At 37.3% G+C, this 16,947-nt stretch carries 12 protein-coding genes; 1 reads left to right on the top strand and 11 read right to left on the bottom strand.

The features are described from left to right. Nucleotides 1–75: 75 nt before the first annotated feature. The 6 genes from H4J70_RS14385 to H4J70_RS14360 all read right to left on the bottom strand — a co-directional run bounded on the left by H4J70_RS14385 (nucleotide 76) and on the right by H4J70_RS14360 (nucleotide 6,589). Nucleotides 76–513 (bottom strand): group 1 truncated hemoglobin, encoded by a 438-nt coding sequence (locus tag H4J70_RS14385; RefSeq protein ID WP_182216343.1) that lies wholly within the window; start codon nucleotides 511–513, stop codon nucleotides 76–78. Next, nucleotides 513–1,334, bottom strand: coding sequence for a DUF3034 family protein (locus H4J70_RS14380; protein WP_182251324.1), 822 nt, complete (start codon nucleotides 1,332–1,334; stop codon nucleotides 513–515). The genes H4J70_RS14385 and H4J70_RS14380 overlap by 1 nt, the downstream gene beginning before the upstream one ends. Continuing rightward, nucleotides 1,318–3,645 (bottom strand): EAL domain-containing protein, encoded by a 2,328-nt coding sequence (locus H4J70_RS14375; protein ID WP_182230621.1) that lies wholly within the window; start codon nucleotides 3,643–3,645, stop codon nucleotides 1,318–1,320. The genes H4J70_RS14380 and H4J70_RS14375 overlap by 17 nt, the downstream gene beginning before the upstream one ends. Continuing rightward, nucleotides 3,635–4,294 carry a methylamine utilization protein gene (locus H4J70_RS14370; RefSeq protein ID WP_182230622.1) on the bottom strand — a complete coding sequence of 220 codons (660 nt, stop codon included), beginning with the start codon at nucleotides 4,292–4,294 and terminating at the stop codon, nucleotides 3,635–3,637. Before H4J70_RS14370 ends, H4J70_RS14375 begins: the two co-directional genes overlap by 11 nt. 485 nt (nucleotides 4,295–4,779) lie before the next feature. Continuing rightward, entirely contained in the window at nucleotides 4,780–5,637 is an 858-nt protein-coding gene (gene speE, locus H4J70_RS14365; protein ID WP_182175720.1) for a polyamine aminopropyltransferase, read from the bottom strand. Further along, nucleotides 5,627–6,589: an adenosylmethionine decarboxylase gene (locus tag H4J70_RS14360; protein ID WP_182251323.1), complete on the bottom strand. Its 963-nt coding sequence runs from the start codon at nucleotides 6,587–6,589 to the stop codon at nucleotides 5,627–5,629. The genes speE and H4J70_RS14360 overlap by 11 nt, the downstream gene beginning before the upstream one ends. Before the next feature lie 213 nt (nucleotides 6,590–6,802). Between H4J70_RS14360 and speB the strand changes: the two genes are divergently transcribed. Further along, nucleotides 6,803–7,744: an agmatinase gene (gene speB, locus H4J70_RS14355; RefSeq protein WP_259368061.1), complete on the top strand. Its 942-nt coding sequence runs from the start codon at nucleotides 6,803–6,805 to the stop codon at nucleotides 7,742–7,744. Nucleotides 7,745–7,812: 68 nt separating this feature from the next. On the opposite strand, the gene nhaD is transcribed toward speB, so the two are convergent. The 5 genes from nhaD to H4J70_RS14330 form a co-directional block, all read right to left on the bottom strand. Then, nucleotides 7,813–9,234: a sodium:proton antiporter NhaD gene (gene nhaD / locus H4J70_RS14350; protein ID WP_310733551.1), complete on the bottom strand. Its 1,422-nt coding sequence runs from the start codon at nucleotides 9,232–9,234 to the stop codon at nucleotides 7,813–7,815. A 787-nt stretch (nucleotides 9,235–10,021) separates the two neighbouring features. Then, a complete protein-coding gene (locus H4J70_RS14345) occupies nucleotides 10,022–10,822 on the bottom strand; it encodes a hypothetical protein (protein ID WP_182230627.1) in 801 nt (266 codons plus the stop codon). Nucleotides 10,823–11,135: 313 nt separating this feature from the next. After that, nucleotides 11,136–14,273: an efflux RND transporter permease subunit gene (locus tag H4J70_RS14340; protein ID WP_182251322.1), complete on the bottom strand. Its 3,138-nt coding sequence runs from the start codon at nucleotides 14,271–14,273 to the stop codon at nucleotides 11,136–11,138. 9 nt (nucleotides 14,274–14,282) lie between these two features. Then, nucleotides 14,283–15,695 carry an efflux RND transporter periplasmic adaptor subunit gene (locus tag H4J70_RS14335; RefSeq protein WP_182251321.1) on the bottom strand — a complete coding sequence of 471 codons (1,413 nt, stop codon included), beginning with the start codon at nucleotides 15,693–15,695 and terminating at the stop codon, nucleotides 14,283–14,285. A gap of 244 nt (nucleotides 15,696–15,939) precedes the next feature. Next, nucleotides 15,940–16,791 (bottom strand): DUF6279 family lipoprotein, encoded by an 852-nt coding sequence (locus H4J70_RS14330; RefSeq protein ID WP_182251320.1) that lies wholly within the window; start codon nucleotides 16,789–16,791, stop codon nucleotides 15,940–15,942. Nucleotides 16,792–16,947 lie beyond the last annotated feature (156 nt).

Below are 16,947 nucleotides of genomic sequence, written 5' to 3'. Positions count from 1 at the left end.
GGTAATCGATTAAAACTAAACGCAAATAATGTTGTTAGGGCTAACTTAAGCAACAGATAGAAACAGTTGCCGACTTTACATTTTTATTATCTCTGGTCTCAAAACAGCTAATTTAACCAATATTTTATTTTGGGACTGATAAGAGATATCAACATCTTCCATCGCCTCTATTAACAACTCTACCACACGATTAAAATCAGCTTCATTGATATTCATGCCGGTATGAATATCAATCATGCTATCGCCATTATATTTACAGGGACCATTAACCACACCACACAGATGGTTGATAAAACCGTGCTTGAAATGTTTGACGCTCGACTTGGCAAAATAAGGCAGTATTGCTTTATCCTTGACAATTCTTTTTACAAAAGCATCAACAAGTTGTTCTATCCCTTGATGACCGCCAATATCTTGATAAAGTTCATCACTTGGTATTAAATTCTTACTACTACAGCCAAGGCAAAGTTGCAGGACTAGGACAATAAAAAAACCGTTAACATATTTAATCATTAATAAGATCCCGACAAAGATAAATACCAACCCTTTTGATCGGCTAATGCAGCTATAGTGCCTAAATTAAGATAGGCGAGAGTAACGTTCAAATGTTTGTTTGGGAACCAAGCAACAAAAACATCTTGCCAGTCGTCTTCTCCAAGACCTAAATTGTCTGGTTTATGGCGATATTCAGTGCCAATCGCCAAGTGTTTATTCATTAATACGGCTACTGACATTTCGGTTTGTAATGCACCATTACCTTTTGGGCCACTAAAACCGAGTAACCCCATTTCATTTGCTTTTGTGTAACGAGCAGTGGCATTCCATAACACGTTATAGCCGGCCAACAAACCTAAATGAAGCTTGCTCGCTGCTAAATAAATATCGGTACCTGTGTCATCTTTCGCGCCTAATGAAAAAGCGATATCGGCAGTTGATAGTGATTTGTGCTGTATACCTACTGATAATTGTGGCCAAGTGCTATAAACCAAGTCACCGTACAAACGTACTTTAAGACCTAAAATTTTTTGAGATAAGGTTAATGATAATGGGTCGACCTGAAAATTTTGCTTAGCAAATGAAAACTCGACACGGTCATAAAAATTAATTTGCCCTCCGCAGCTATTTAATTGAAAGTCTTTCACGTTAGCCTGCGAACAAAAGGCAGAAAAGGCTATTTCGTCTTCCGTTGCATAACCCGCTAATTGCGCCCAAGGCACTAGACCACCGCCTCCTGAGCCCTCGACTTGAGAAACACCAGGGGTTGCTAATATTTTACCATTAGCGAAGCTAGTCAAAGGTAAAAGGAGTAATATAAGGCTAAAGAGGCGATTCATAAGTTTTATACCATTCTATAAATTTTTCAGCGCTAACAGGTCTTGATAAATAGTAACCTTGTGCATAGTCACACTGAAAGTCATTTAATAACATTAAGCTTTCTTTGTTTTCAACACCTTCAGCGACCACACTCAGCCCAAGTTTATGACCAAGAGAGATAGTTGAGGCAACAATATCTTGATCTTTCTGGCATTGTTCTAACTTTAAAATGAAGGTTTTGTCAATTTTCAGTTCATCGACGGGTAAACTTTTTAACTTAGCTAATGAAGATTGACCAATACCATAATCGTCGACTGAAATCAGAAAACCTAATGATTTTAGGTGAGATAAACGCGCAACGACTAATGCTTCGTTTTCGGCAATATCTCTCTCTGTTAATTCCAAAGTGATTTGCGATGTTGACACTTCGTGATTATTTACTGTGTTAAGTAAATAATCAACAAATTGCTCATTTTGAATATCTTGTGCGGATAAGTTAATCGCTACCTTAAAACGGTAGCCCATCTTATTCCATTGTTCAGTTTGTTGAATAACTTGTAGGATCACCCAGCGTGTTAAGGATACAATCAAACCGGCCTTTTCAGCTAAATCAATAAACAATTCTGGGTTTACAAAGTTACCTTCTTTATTTATCCAACGAATTAACGCTTCAAGTTTATCAATTTTACCGGTATTCATATTTAATTTTGGCTGATAATTCATGAAAAGTGGACTTACTTCACACTCAAGTGCCTCTTTTAACTCTTCTATTAAGCGCAACTTATAAAGGTAAGCCTCGTCTTCTCCATCTTGATAAAATCGCAATAAGACCTGGTCTTGATAAGCTGAAGCAACTGCCATGGTTGATCGCCTGATCAATCGCTCCGCATCGACACCATGCTCTATAGAGTTGGCGACACCAAAATAAAGTGATAAATTAATTTTAATGTCATCAAGCCAAAAAGGACGATTAAGTTCACTCTGCAGCAATTCGATAAAATGTTTTATTTCATTGGTTTTCTGTATAGGAACAGCCAATAAAAATTCATCTGAATTAGTACGCGCAGCAATAATGTCGTGCTCTAAGTTATGATTTGATTTTTCAATATAGACTAAAATACGGGCAGCAATTTCTTTTAAAATATTATCACCATTAGTCAATCCTATGGTGTCATTAAGTGCTTTAAAGGCTTTAATATTAAAAGTAATCACCACTAAGTGAATATCTTTATTAAAGTAGTCAGCTACTTTCGTTAATGTTTTATGACGGTTGTATAAGCCGGTTAATATATCGCGCTCTGCCTGATAAACAATTGACTGCTCACGATTCTCAATAGCCGCGCCCATCAATGAAAATCCTTGATAAAGTTCGCTAAATTCAACAGGCAAACGGTTGGCCAATTTAGGCACATTAAGTTCACCGCGGCCAATTTTTTTCGTAACTTCCATTAAAATATGTAACGGCGTAGATAAGCCTCGAGATAACAGACGAGAAAAGGTGATAGCAATAACGATGACAATCACCGCTATTATCAACATAGAAAAAATCAGCCGATTAAAATCACTTTGAATTTGTGTTAAAGGCACAGACAAGGTTGCTTTTATATCTTTAGAACCACCGAAGTTGATGGTTTTGTGGAAGTAATCTGCTCGTGTTAGCAATAAGTTTGGCGACTGTTGTTTAGTGCCTTGTAACAATTGTTTTATAATGTCTTCACGTTCGATACTTGACTCAATCAGTTGATTGTTTTGTACTAATGTTAAGTCTAAAGCGATGAGGTCTTTCAGTTTTAATAGTGCAACTTGGTCAAATTCAAAGCCAATCACGGTGTAAGCAATAACTCTTGGCGCCTTAACCGGGACAACAATAACTTGGTAAACTTTATTTTCGATACTCAGAATTTGAGCATGAACCTCCCTAAAAGGAAGTTTAGTAATATTTGCTTGAATTGTTTTTTCATCGAATGAGTGTAATGAACTGGTCGTCGATAACTTACCTTCTAAGTCTAGAATCAACATCAAATCAGCATTGATACGTTTACCGTGATTAAAGAGAACACTCTCCACCGTGTTTTTGTCGCGAGTCGCTACCGCTTGTTTAAAACCAAAGTCTGCGGCTAAAACGCTGGCGGTAGTCGTTAACACACGCTCTTGCGACCTTAATGTTTGGTCGAGTACGTTTTGAGCAAAATACATTTGGCGTTCGATTTGGTTTTCTGCATAATCAGCAAACCTAAACCAATTACTCCCCGTTAAAATAATTACGGTTAATAAAATTAAACTGGTTAATAGCCAAGTAATTTGTGCTTTAAAACTAAACCTAGTGTTCATGGAAAGCTAACTCTTCAAAACTGCCTCTTGCTTGAGGTGCATTTACGCTTATGGTGATAAAAATTTCATTGTTATCAATCATTTTTTGATCAACGGTTAACAGGGTATGTTTTGTTAAACCTACAGTGCTATTAGGATGCCAAATTTTTAACTGGGTATTTAACGCTAATGGTTGCGTTAACAAGACCTCTCCGTTGGTATCACTTAAGTAGGCATTATTTTCATCTGAAACATAAATATAGCCGACCATAGCATCATGGATATTGCAGCCCATGACGACAAGACCTTTATCTTCGAAACGAACCGGACTTTTAGGCTTACCTGAATACAATTTTAATTCAAATGTTTTAGCTAGCGAAAAAGAATAAACATGATGTCTAATATCATCTTTATTGGGAAAGCTAACCTGACTATTAACCGGCACAACTAAAACATGAGGGGAAAATTGTTTGTTTATTTGATCCATCACGTAGATACGATCATCGATTGATTGATTTATAACGGGTTGAGGTATGACATACTCAATAACAGCATCGGGCAGAGGGTCGTTATTTTGATCAACAATTTTTATAAGTGTTTGGCTAAAAGCAGTTTCAAGGAATACCACTGAACAGAAAGATATAACCATAAACAATCGAAACGTAAACATTATCATGATGACCTTAAATGATTTTTTTTCGGTTTTAAATAATACCTGTACATATGACAAGAGTCTAATTTTATTAAAGTAATATTCAATCCCACTCCATTGTTAACGGTGTAATAACTTATATTTAACGATAATAGTAAAGTTAAAAGACTTAGCGCTTTACCTGCTAAGCATCAGTAAAAAGAATCGTTGCCAATAGTTTAATGAGTCGATGTAAAAATGAACAATATCCTTTGCACAAGTATAAATATAAATATAAATAAAAGAGCATTAGGGGATCACTTGGGAAATAATCATAAACTATAGCAAAATAAGGGGATCACTTGGGGAGTAATCATAAGCTATAGCAAAATAAGGGGATCACTTGGGGAGTAACCATAAGCTATAGCAAAATAAGCGAGTTACTTAGCTATAGCTTGTCTGGTGATTTTTACTTACACAGTTACAACACAAACGTCTAAAGATTATTGGCCGTTTAAAATGACTTAATTATCAATTAAACCCAGCAAACCTTTTTTGACAAAGCTAGGTAAGGCGAAGGCAGCAGAGTGAAGCGGAGCATTATAATAATCAAAACTTAAGCCTGACTTTTCAACCCGTTCAGCGTTAAAATCATTAATAGGATGGTATTGCTTAGACGCAAAAGTAAAACTCCATAAGCCGCCTGGATAAGTTAAATTACTAAAACTATACAAGTAAGTTTTAGGAAAGACATTGTTTAATACTTTCAATAGCGATTGTTGAATATCCATGGCATACCAAGAAGACTCTCCCTGGGCAACAACGATACCGTCATCGGCTAAACAGTTAAAAACATCTTTATAAAATGCTTCGCCAAATAAGGGTTGAGCCGGTCCAATCGGATCAGTGCTGTCGACAATAATAACGTCAAACTTCTCAGTGGTTTCTTTAACAAATTGCACACCATCACCGATAATAAGATCTATGCGTTCATCATCGAGGGCTGAAGCGGTTTGTGGAATGTGCTCTTTACAGGCGTTGACAACCATCACGTCGATTTCAACCATAGTACATTTTTTTACCGATAGATGACGAATGACTTCTCTTGCCGTTCCACCATCACCACCACCAATCACTAAAACATTCTTAGGGTTAGGATGCACAAACAAGGGCACATGGCTTATCATATCGTGATAAGCAAATTCGTCTCGCTCGGTGACCATAATCAAACCGTCATTTAGTAACATTTTACCATGACCTTTAGTTTCAACAACATCAACGGTTTGAAATTCACTTTTCCCAGAGAAAAGTACTTTTTCTACTTTAAATTTAATCCCCAAAAAGTCTTCAAACTTTTCTTCTACCCATAAATTAGAGTGCATGGTTTTCTCCTGAAATATCAATCATAATTGGCTCAGCAAAGACTGTCTGTGGCAGAATATAGTTGGCAAAGTTTACTAAATAGCCATTATCAAGCTTTTTACAAACACGTGATTTACTCACATATTGTGTTGGAATTAACACCCTTAATTTTTGCTCAAAAGCTTGTTCATTAAAGCTCATTAAATCAAAAGATTTTGGTGCCAGTATCTCTAAAAGTTTTGGCGTAAGCAAAAGTAAATCTATATTCGATTCAAAGCTAATATAACTACTGTCCATTTGAGGCGTCACATGAATGGTTAAATATTGCTGTTCGTTAATCGCATTAAGTGAATAACCGTAAGGAGAAAAGACAAAGTCATCAATAATAAAGCCAGGTAGAATACTATCAATACACAAAAACTGACGAATTTCTTCAGCTGACAAATTAGCTTGTGTTAAATGTTTCGAAGCCTGCTCACTTATTTGATAGGCGAGTAACTCGTAGGTAATGTCATCAGTATCAGCAGTAAAGTCGTTATCTAAATGAAAAACGTAGTTGTGGTGACTGTCCATTTCACCAAAACGATAAGCCTTACCCGGTAAATATTGATTAATTAATTTGATATCATCACCAAAGCAGCTAGGCTGGGCGTTTGAAAAATATTCGTTTTTACGCTGATAAGTGAGCTGTTTAATCACTTTTGTGCCAAATTTTTGAATAAAAAACTCTACCGCTTTAACTAACTGCGTTTCACCACAAGTTAATATTAATATTCTATCTGACCAGACAAATAAACTCGACTCGGACAGTAAAAAAGCTTTGCAATACTCATTTTCAATCGAAGATAATATTTGAGCTTGACTACGATTAACTAATGCTGACCAAAATTCGTCGTCAATATCGTTAAGTAAAGAAAGCTGCTTACCATCGATTAAGATTTCAGCTTTTTTTTCTGATCCCTCAAAAAACATAACAACTCCTCATTAAAAAAATAGTGCGTCATTTTACAAATTATTTCATTTTTATCAATAAAATAATGTAGCTAACATCGAAAAAATAAACAACAAGCTTGCCATCCAATAGCCCTATTTTTATTAACAACACTATATTTTATAAATAAAACTATACATTTAGCCTTTATTTTGGATAATTAAGAAAATATTGCCGTTAGGTATCACGACTCGATGAATATGGTTAAAGAAATTAATGTGGGTTTAATATCCCCGCCAACACCTTTTGAAGGAGCTAAAGATAAGCGAGGTATTTTTCAAAATACGAGCCACATCATCGGCTTTGAGTTTGATGGTACCGCATGCTTTAGAAAAGGAACTAAGGCTGGGCCTAACGCACTTCGAGCCGTTTCTGATGGTATTGAATCGTATTCTCCGTATTTAGACGCAGACCTTGAAGATATTTCATTTGTTGATCTAGGTAATTTACCGATTGATTTATCTATTAATGAACAAAGTTGTCAAGCTGATATAGAAAACGCCTATAGTAATGCTAATGATGCTTTTAACACCTTATTTGAAAATGTTGCTTTAAAAGAAAATAATATTCGCATTGTAACCTTAGGCGGCGAACATTCTATTTCTTACGCTCCAATAAAGAAGTATTTGAGCGAATACCCTGACTTAATCATATTGCATCTCGACGCACATGCTGATTTACGCGATGGTTACTTAGGATATCATTATTCCCATGCCGCTATTATTCGCCGTATTACCGATCATTTTGGTAAAGATAATAAGCTAATACAATACGGTATTCGCTCAGGTACTCGTGAAGAATATCAATGGATGAAAGCACATCAAACACTCAAAAAAAGCAGAGCTGAATTTCTTGCCAGTGTTGAGGCGATTGCACAAGATACACCTATTTATTTAACCTTAGATTTAGATTATTTTGATCCAAGCTTTTTTCCAGGTACCGGAACACCTGAACCAGGCGGAGAAGATTTTCATTCACTGATTAGCTTATGCAAAATTTTACGATCTAAATATTTTGTTGGCTGCGATGTAGTCGAGTTAGCGCCTAAAATTGACAGTACAGGAAATAGTGATGTTTTTGCGGCGAAAGTCGTGCGGGAATTATTACTTTGTTTAGCAGGGCCAAGCACAGCCTAATAGTCGATGAATATCCTAAGAGAACACCTTTAATATAACGCAGTTACATTAAAGGTGTTCCAGATTACTTAGCCATTAATCAAAAAATGAACATAGATACTGGCGCTATAGCCTAAAGCGATAGCCCAACTCCATTTAAGGTGGCCAACAAATGAGTATTTGCCTTTCGTTTGCCCCATTAAAGCAACACCCGCCGCAGAGCCAACCGACAGTAAACTTCCCCCTACCCCAGCGGTCATTGTAACTAATAACCATTGCTGTAAATCCATTACGGGGTTCATACTTAAGACAGCAAAAACAACAGGGATATTATCAATAATGGCTGAAAGTACGCCGACAGCAATATTGGCATAGGTCGGATCCCAGTTGGTATATAATAAGTCTGATACTAAACTTAAATAGCCCATAAAACCGAGGCCACCAACACACATAACAACCCCATAAAAAAACAGTAAGGTATCCCACTCTGCGCGAGCTATTTTTTCAAAAATATCAAAAGGAACGATATTACCTAACCTTTTCAGGGCTTTTTCATCATGACGGATAGTTGCTAAGGTACGTTTTTTATCTAATGAACGAGGAAGGCTTCTTCTTAAATAAAACCCTAAAAACTTGAGGTAACCTAAGCCCATCATCATTCCTAACACGGGTGGCATGTTAACAACACTATGGGTGGCAACTGACGTAGCTATGGTGAGTATAAATAAGAAAATAATTCGCTTCGCGCCACGTTTTAGCATGAAGTCTTCATCGGTTATAGGTGTTGATCTTTCATTAGAGATAAAAAAGCTCATAATAATAGCAGGGACTAAAAAGTTGACCAGGGAAGGTATAAATAGTACGAAAAATTGCTCAAACTTAACTAAGCCTGCCTGCCATATCATTAAAGTGGTTATATCCCCAAATGGACTAAACACACCGCCTGCATTAGAGGCTACCACTATATTGATACAGGCAATGTTAATAAACTTAAGGTCCTTAGGAGCCACTTTAAGGACAATGGCACACATCAACATTGCCGTCGTTAGATTATTAGCAAATGAAGAAATAACGAATGCCATCATGCCTGTTACCCAAAACAAACTGCGTAAACTTAACCCTTTAGAAATCATCCAAACCCGTAAGCTATCGAACACCCCTCGCTCTTCCATCGCATTTATATAAGTCATCGCGACTAATAAAAATAATAATAACTGAGCATATTCTAATAAATTATGATTAAAAGCTTCTTCTGCCGCTTTAGGAATGCCGTGTTGGGTGTAAATCCAACCAATAATCAGCCAAATGACACCAGCCGCGACCAATACCGGTTTTGACTTTCTCAGATGAAGAAACTCCTCACTAATAACCAGTAGGTAAGCGATAATAAAAATCGTTAATGCAGTAAATCCTGCAATAGTGTTAGTGAGATCAATTTCACCGGCTCCAGCGGCAAAAGCAGGTGTTGCAAAGAGGAGCAGCAATACAGTCGTTATTAATTTTTTCACGATATTTCTCTGAGTTAATTTAAAATTTGTCAAAAAACGTTTTATCTCAGCGAGCAGCGCTGCATTAGATATTTCTTTGACAGAGTAAGCAAAGATAATACAAGGCAACGGTCACCATCAAAAAAAGCCTGTGGCTAACGCTTTTAAAGGCTGAAAATTAAAAACAGCCATAATATAAGTATGTTGGGGTTTTATCTGCATGTCTTGCTCACATAAAATAAATATGGGTAAATATCATCAATATATAAGCGTAATTTATCGGTTAATATTTCACACGACAGCCAACAAAACGACAATTATATTCCAATTAAAAGACAATACAATTCTAATTAAATGATAATGAAAATAACATGTCGCTATACAAACATTAAAGGTGGTAAAAACAACAGTCAGACTTACGGTATTCATTGATCATAAAAAGGCGAACTTTGAAAAACTGGCTGTATTAGATGGTGTTAATGCGTCTTAGAAAGTGCGACAAATGATCGAGGAATATATTGAGGAAAAATCAGGAGGAAGTTTGCAAGGCGATGTTTTTAAATAAAAAAACTTTAATAGCTTGGTCGTTATCGACTTTTACAGTCTTTATTATCCCTATAAAGCGCTTAGCTAGGTAGGCTGGTATCGACAGGACTAGTATCTATATTTTCGACCGCATATAAGGTGAGATTGTAGCCGAAACCTTAGGTGCTTTGTCCTTTTAAAGGGGAATATCTAATAGCTATTCATTATTAAATGACCAAAAATAGCTATTAAATTTTATTATCCCTAGCTTAAATAAACGTTAACATTATTCAGTTTTATAATCTTGAAGGGTCATAACCGCATCATGCAGGCTATCTTGGTTTACTTGGATAATACCGCGCTTAGGTCTGTCTAAATCAATGATAATAAAGACCACTAAGATGATTAAGGTGAATAATAATATCGTGGGAAATGCGGGACGCTTCTTCCCTAATCCGCTATTGTAACCAAGCATGCCGCCAACAGTAACAAAAACACTAAACAACAAAAACAATACTGGTTCGGGGACATGGAGTCTAAGCATAGCCGATCGTTTGTTTTCAATTTGAATCATGCTAGACAATGACTGATAAAAGCCATTTGCAATTAACAGTGATCTTGGACTTTCCAATTCTTGTTGTGCTAATTCAATCAGTTTCGCTTGTGATTTACTGACCTTTTTGTTTACAGCCATACGTTGCTCTGCATTGCTCAAATCTATTTGGCTCAGTGAAATACGTAGTGCTAGATAAGACTCTAATTCATCAAAAACGTCATCTTTTACTTTACCACTCAATAGTTTTGCTTGCATGGCTACTCTTGAAATAGCACCCGCTTCTTCAATAACCGCGCTACTTCGTCCATCGTACCGTTGCAGCGACATATTAAACGTGAAACCCAGCAACAAAGCCAATAAACCCAGAATACCGGCTTGAATAGCCGTCGATTGACTTTTCATCTCGGTGTTTTCTGCGTCTTTATTACGTAAACCGAAGCTGTAGCCTATTTGGTTAATAATTAACATCAAAATAAAAAGGGTAATAATAATGATAATGCTATTTTTGTCGTACATTAGTTCTTGGCTCACTAATTAAATCTCTACATTTGAATAAATTCGTGGGCAAAGAGTGGGTTGAGGGGGGGGATTGGTCAAGAAATATTTTAATAAATATCAGTATTTCAGCTAACCTTGATGAAATATTGTAGCCAAAGCGTTATTTTAAGTAAACAGTTTACTCTACTGAGCATATTTTTAATAAAATTTGAAGAAATCAGCACTGCAGATAATAGTGAAGTGAAGTTAAATTTTTATGATAAATAAAAAAATTGCCGACCTAATGAAAGGTTGGCAATTTTTTAGTGTTATTGCAACAACATAGTTAAGCGTTTAACGGCTGACGTTATGACGATTTTCCTTTATCAACGCCTTTGCGTATTAACCAACGCATGTCATTTTTATAACGAGCGCAATAGCGTTTGATATCTTCCATAATCAAATAATTTATCGGCACTAAAAACAATGTAATGATTGTCGCAAATAAAATACCAAATCCCAGACTTACTGCCATCGGAATTAAGAACTGTGCTTGAGTACTCTTTTCAAATAAAAGTGGCATTAAACCAGCAAACGTTGTTAATGATGTCAGTAAAACCGGCCTAAAGCGACGACCACCTGCGGCATAAACAGCCTCAAAAACAGCACTCCCCTCAGCACGCTTTTTGTTAATATAGTCGACCAGGACCAGTGAATCGTTAACCACCACACCCGATAACGCTAAGACCCCCATCAGACTCAATAAGGTTAAATCCATGCCCATTATCCAGTGACCTATAACCGCACCGACAATGCCAAAAGGAATAACCATCATCACTACTAAAGGCTGAGAATAACTTTTAAACGGAATAGCAAGTAGGATATAAATCACCAACAACAAGCCAAACATACCAAATTTCAGTTCTTGAGAAGACTCTTTTTGATCTCTAGCTTCACCAGCCATTTCATAATTCATGCCTGGATACGTACTTATCGATTGTTGTAAAAATTCTTCTAACTCTTCCTGTACCGCAGACAAATTACCTTGTTCTTTGTTAAAGTCAGCCGTAATAGAAAGTGTTCGCTGTCGATCAATACGTAAAATACTCGAAGGACTTAATCCAGGCACGATATCAGCAATCTGCCATAGCGGAACTTCTTGACCGGCTTCGACTCTTATCATCATCTGCTCTAACGTCTCAATCGACTGTCGAGCAGCAATAGGATAGCGCACCATAACTCGCACTTCTTCACGCCCACGTTGAATACGCTGAACTTCAAAACCGTAGACTGCTTGACGAACTTGTCTTGCAACCATATTTAAATTAAGTCCAAGTAACGTTGCTTCGGGCTTAAGTTTTAATTGTAGTTCTTCTTTGCCATCAGACATTGAGTCTTCAACATCTGAAACTGCTGAGTACTGCGTTAATTTACTTTTGAATTTATCGCCTAGCTCAGCTAAATCATTAGCATTCTTGCCACGCAATTCGATATTAATAGCGGGTCTATTCCAACCAATCTCAGCTCGATAATTTAATTGCTCAGCGCCAGCAACTTGTCCAACCATTTTACGCCATTCTGCAACTATCTGTTGCGTGCCAATATCTGTGCTGCGGTCTTCTGGAGGGATTGTTTCGACACGAACACGTCCCGTACTTGAATTACGTCCACCACTAATAGAATAAATATTCTTAATAATAGACTCACCAGATTCGGGATCAATATATTTCTCTTGTAATAACTTTGCTTGCGTAGTCATATGTTGAACAATACGATCGGTACTTTCAAAAGCGGTACCTGTTGGCATTGTTAGTGTTGCTGTTGCTACTTCACTTTGCACACGAGGGAAAAATACAAATTTTGTTTGTCCGCTTGAAAGCGCACCAATAACTATAAAAAGTGACGACAACATAATTGCCAGCGTCGCGTAACGCCAGCGCAGCGCTAATGCTAATGTTGGTTGATAAAATTTAGCAATAAACGACTCTAAAGAGGTCGATATTGCCATTTGAATACGTGTTAGCCGCGATGGCGCGCCTGTTCGCGGTTTAATATGTTTAAGATGCGCGGGTAATACCAATTTAGACTCGATTAATGAAAAGAGTAAAACCGGCACAATAACGTAAGGAATACTCTGGTACCAACTGCCTCGTCCTTCAAGTAAAGCCAGGGGTATAAAGGCTGCAACAGTCGTTAAAATACCAAAGGTAACCGGTACGGCAACTTCTTGAGTACCTCTAATGGCAGCGGTAAGGGGATCAGTACCGCGTTGCATATGTTCGTAAACATTTTCCCCCGTAACAATAGCATCATCGACAACAATACCTAGCACCAAAATAAAAGCAAATAGGCTCATTAAATTCAAAGATATACCAAAAAATGGCATCAATATAAATGCGCCCATAAATGACATTGGAATGCCAAGACACACCCAAAATGCAACGGCGGGTCGTAAAAATAAAGCTAAGAGAAGAATAACTAATAGCGCACCTTGCCAAGCGCTTGTAGTAAGCGTAGCTAAACGTGCTTTTATCGATTTACTGCGATCGCGCCAGTAAGTCATCGTTAACCCTACCGGTAATGCTTGTTGTTTACCTGCGATATAATTTTTAACGGCATCGGTTACTTCGATAATACTTTGATCACCAACGCGAAAGACCTCTACCTCTATTGCGGGTATACCGTTAAATCTTGTTCTCAAGGGGGTTTCTTCAAATTCATCACGTAAAACAGCAATATCACCTAAACGGATTAATGTACCATCTTTATCAGTTAATATCGGTAGCTGGCTAAAGTCACTTGCTTTATAAGCTTGACCAATACTGCGGATAAAAATATCTCCGCCTTCAGTTTTCAAATTACCGGCGGATACATCTGTAGAGTTACGTCGTAAAGCGTCGGCAACCTGCTCTAAGGTAATATCATATTTTCTTAATGACCATTCAGGTATTTCAATCGATATTTCAAAACGCAGAGAGTTATCAACACTGACTTGAGTAACCCCAGGCAACGAAGCTATTTCATCTCGAACATCTTCAGCAAAGCGCCGTAATGTTAAGCTGTCATAATCGCCATACATCACCACACCAATGGCGTCACGCATACGCTTAGGCATCGTCACCAAAGGACGTTCAGCTTCAACAGGGAAATTATTAATCGCATCTACGCGAACTTTCATTTCGTCGAGAACTTCTCTAACGTCGAAACCATCTTCTACTTCAACAGTCACGGTTGAACTGCCTTCATTAGAGCGCGAAGTCATTTCACGAATGCCTTCGATATCTTGAATCGCTTCCTCCACTCTTATGGTTAAACCTTCTTCAACCTCTTGTGGTGAAGCGCCAGGTAAAACAGCACTAACTTGTACAGTATTTATTTCAAATTCAGGAAATAAATCTACAGGGATTTTGTTAGACAAACTATAAAGTCCAACAGCAACGATGACCACCATAAGAAGATTAGCAGCGACGTCATTACGAGCAAACCAAGCGATTAAACCATGCATAATGAGTTCCTAGTCCGTAGTCGAAGTGGATGAATTACTTGGGGATTTTTTTAAAGCCGGTAAACCTTCTTGCTTTTCACTATCACTGTCTTGTATCTCTTGATTCCTTGCAGGTGTTGTCATTTTCTTTTTAGCTAATTCTTCATTGGTTGTCGAATTAATGTCATTCAATGATTTAACTCGGGTACCCGCGGCTAAATTGGCCGTTGGCGTTAAAATAAGCTTATCGGTAGAGTCAATAGCGCCAGCATAATTATAAATATCGCCAGCAAGTGAAGAAGCCGAAATAACGACAGACTCAACATCTGTCCACAAAGGTTCAATAGCACGTTTTTGCAATAAACCATCTTCTGCAACCGCAATCATATTATTCTGACTTACTGCTCTTCTTGGAATAGCATAGACATTCTTCAATTGTGTGCCTTCAATCTTTGCTCTTAAAAACTGCCCAACACGTAATGCGGGGAGTTGTGGAGAGCTAACAAAAGGATTATCGAGCTTGGCAACAACGTAAAGCATACGAGTAGATGAATCAAAAGCTCCTTCGCTACGTACTAATTTACCTTTCCACGTATAAGTTTCCCCCCCTAACTCACCTTCAAAAAGAACAACAGATTGATGTTCCTTGTTGTCTGTAGGCTCGTTGCCTGGTGCATTGTATTCATCGGGTAAGTAGATGTGCGCTAGGTCTTGGGCTTTTACCGGTAATCTTACTTCAATATAATCAGTGGAATATATCTCAGCAATAGTTTGAGAAGGATTAACAACTTGCCCTAAATCAACCATTTGCTTCAAAATTTTTCCGTCAAAGGGGGCTTTAACTTGAGTTCTCTCAAGGTTGAGTTTGGCTTTCGCCAATTGCGCTTTAGATGCGTCATAAGAAGCGAGTGCAGCCGCAACTTGTGGAATGCGAAGTGCTAAATCGCGACCCGCTTTACTACCGGGTCTAACATTCCAGTCGCGCTCAGCGACATCTGCTTGAGCCAACTCTTCTTTGTATTTTACCCAAGCATTAGCGACCGTTGATTTTGCAACATCAACTTCTATCTGATAATCACGAGGGTCGATCGCCAGTAAAACATCACCCGCTTTAAATGATGCTCCTGCACGAATATTATTAGCGACCTCAATAACACGCCCACTGACATCTGAAACTAATTGCGTTCTAGTTAAAGGCTCAGCTGAGCCGTAAGATTCAATCCAAACAGGGTAATCCGTAGCCGTTAGTTGTACTGTTTCAACACCAACAGAAGCCGGCGGTCCTCCTCCCCATTTACGTGGAGTAGGTTTACTAGCAAACATCGCTGAAATAATTGCAAAAGCAATAGCAAAAATCACGATGGTTACAATCAAATGTATTCCCCAAACAACAGGTTTTTGGGTCACTTCCACCGGTTTTTGTGGTGAATTAATATCGTTCATTTAGCACTCTCTTAAATTATTTTTGCTGGTGTCTGCACGTTAATCGCACTTACTACCGGTGATATGTATAAATTAATATATGTTATACGATAAAACTAAGATTAAGTTTACTTTTCATGTGAAAAAATAGTTTTATTTTCAGGCGGGTACAACCAAGAAGAGATAATTAAAATTAAACACGAGGGAAAATAACAACGTCAACGCAAAGTTGTCTTATATAAGTACTTTAAAATAAGATTTGGTGCTAAGTGTTTATAGCCAGTTCTTTTAAGTCCTCAATTAAATCATCAAGTTTATTATTAAATCGATTCAATTGTTTATCTGTTAAGCTGTTCATCATAATATGAAATATTTTTACAGAGGTATCACTATTATTTTTAGATAATGTTTTGTGTTGCTCTGACTTTAATGACTCTGGTTCAGAAATAAGTTCAGTAAACATCACTTCATATTCTTGTCTATCTAATCCCATGGCTAATACCTGTTTTAGACCTGAGTGCCATTTTATTCGATAATCCATTCTATGATTAAATGTCGGTGCTAAACTTTTGGTCAGTTGACATACTTCAATTTTTTGACTTTCAGTTAACTTCCCCAACCATTTTTTGAACTGGTCTTGTCGTTCTATACATGTTTCGTTAAGCCATTGCTCTTGAGATAACTCATCATAGTCGTCGAGACGTTCTTCATTATTATTGGCAATTTCATCGACAACTTGTTTTCTTTGGCGACTACTCAGGGTATGAACTAACGATATCAGTGCCGGTTTTGCTTGCTCTCGCACTGCAAGCCAATGCTGTTTAATATTAACTAACTGACCGTTGACTTCTTCAGCGGTAATACCGCGATTTACTTGGTCTTTTAGTGTGATAAGTTGCCGACTATATTCACTGAGTTGTGTTCGTCGGTGCCATGTATGCAGCTCATTAAATGTCGTATCAAATGTTTTTTGCTGTTCTTGGCTTAAGGTAACGTAATCATCAAGATACCAATTGCTCCACCAGTCTAAGTGGTTATAAATAAAACTAAAACTACAGGCTGATAGCAAAAATGAACTAAAAATCACAACAATGCCATTTTTAATAATTCGTTGCATATACCTGACCTTATTTTATTTGTGATTGATAACTAGCATGATTAAAGTAATGAAATATTAATTACTGTCAGCTCGGGGAATATTTGCCAACATAATTTTAATACGCTGTAGCGTAAAACAAGGATCAATCGCTGTTATTTTAGATACCATAAATTA

Origin of the sequence: Colwellia sp. BRX8-9 (genome assembly GCF_014077245.1) — a bacterium.
Lineage (GTDB): Bacteria > Pseudomonadota > Gammaproteobacteria > Enterobacterales > Alteromonadaceae > Colwellia_A.
The sequence above is the reverse complement of the archived record's forward strand: the minus strand, read 5'-3'. Positions and strand labels throughout refer to the sequence as shown.

What these genes read in the sequence shown, in the direction of transcription:
- H4J70_RS14385 (WP_182216343.1), bottom strand. Translation starts at nt 513, where the DNA reads ATGATTAAATATGTTAACGGTTTTTTTATTGTCCTAGTCCTGCAACTT.
- H4J70_RS14340 (WP_182251322.1), bottom strand. Translation starts at nt 14,273, where the DNA reads ATGCATGGTTTAATCGCTTGGTTTGCTCGTAATGACGTCGCTGCTAAT.
- H4J70_RS14330 (WP_182251320.1), bottom strand. Translation starts at nt 16,791, where the DNA reads ATGCAACGAATTATTAAAAATGGCATTGTTGTGATTTTTAGTTCATTT.
- H4J70_RS14375 (WP_182230621.1), bottom strand. Translation starts at nt 3,645, where the DNA reads ATGAACACTAGGTTTAGTTTTAAAGCACAAATTACTTGGCTATTAACC.
- speE (WP_182175720.1), bottom strand. Translation starts at nt 5,637, where the DNA reads ATGCACTCTAATTTATGGGTAGAAGAAAAGTTTGAAGACTTTTTGGGG.
- H4J70_RS14335 (WP_182251321.1), bottom strand. Translation starts at nt 15,695, where the DNA reads ATGAACGATATTAATTCACCACAAAAACCGGTGGAAGTGACCCAAAAA.
- H4J70_RS14360 (WP_182251323.1), bottom strand. Translation starts at nt 6,589, where the DNA reads ATGTTTTTTGAGGGATCAGAAAAAAAAGCTGAAATCTTAATCGATGGT.
- H4J70_RS14380 (WP_182251324.1), bottom strand. Translation starts at nt 1,334, where the DNA reads ATGAATCGCCTCTTTAGCCTTATATTACTCCTTTTACCTTTGACTAGC.
- speB (WP_259368061.1), top strand. Translation starts at nt 6,803, where the DNA reads ATGAATATGGTTAAAGAAATTAATGTGGGTTTAATATCCCCGCCAACA.
- H4J70_RS14370 (WP_182230622.1), bottom strand. Translation starts at nt 4,294, where the DNA reads ATGTTTACGTTTCGATTGTTTATGGTTATATCTTTCTGTTCAGTGGTA.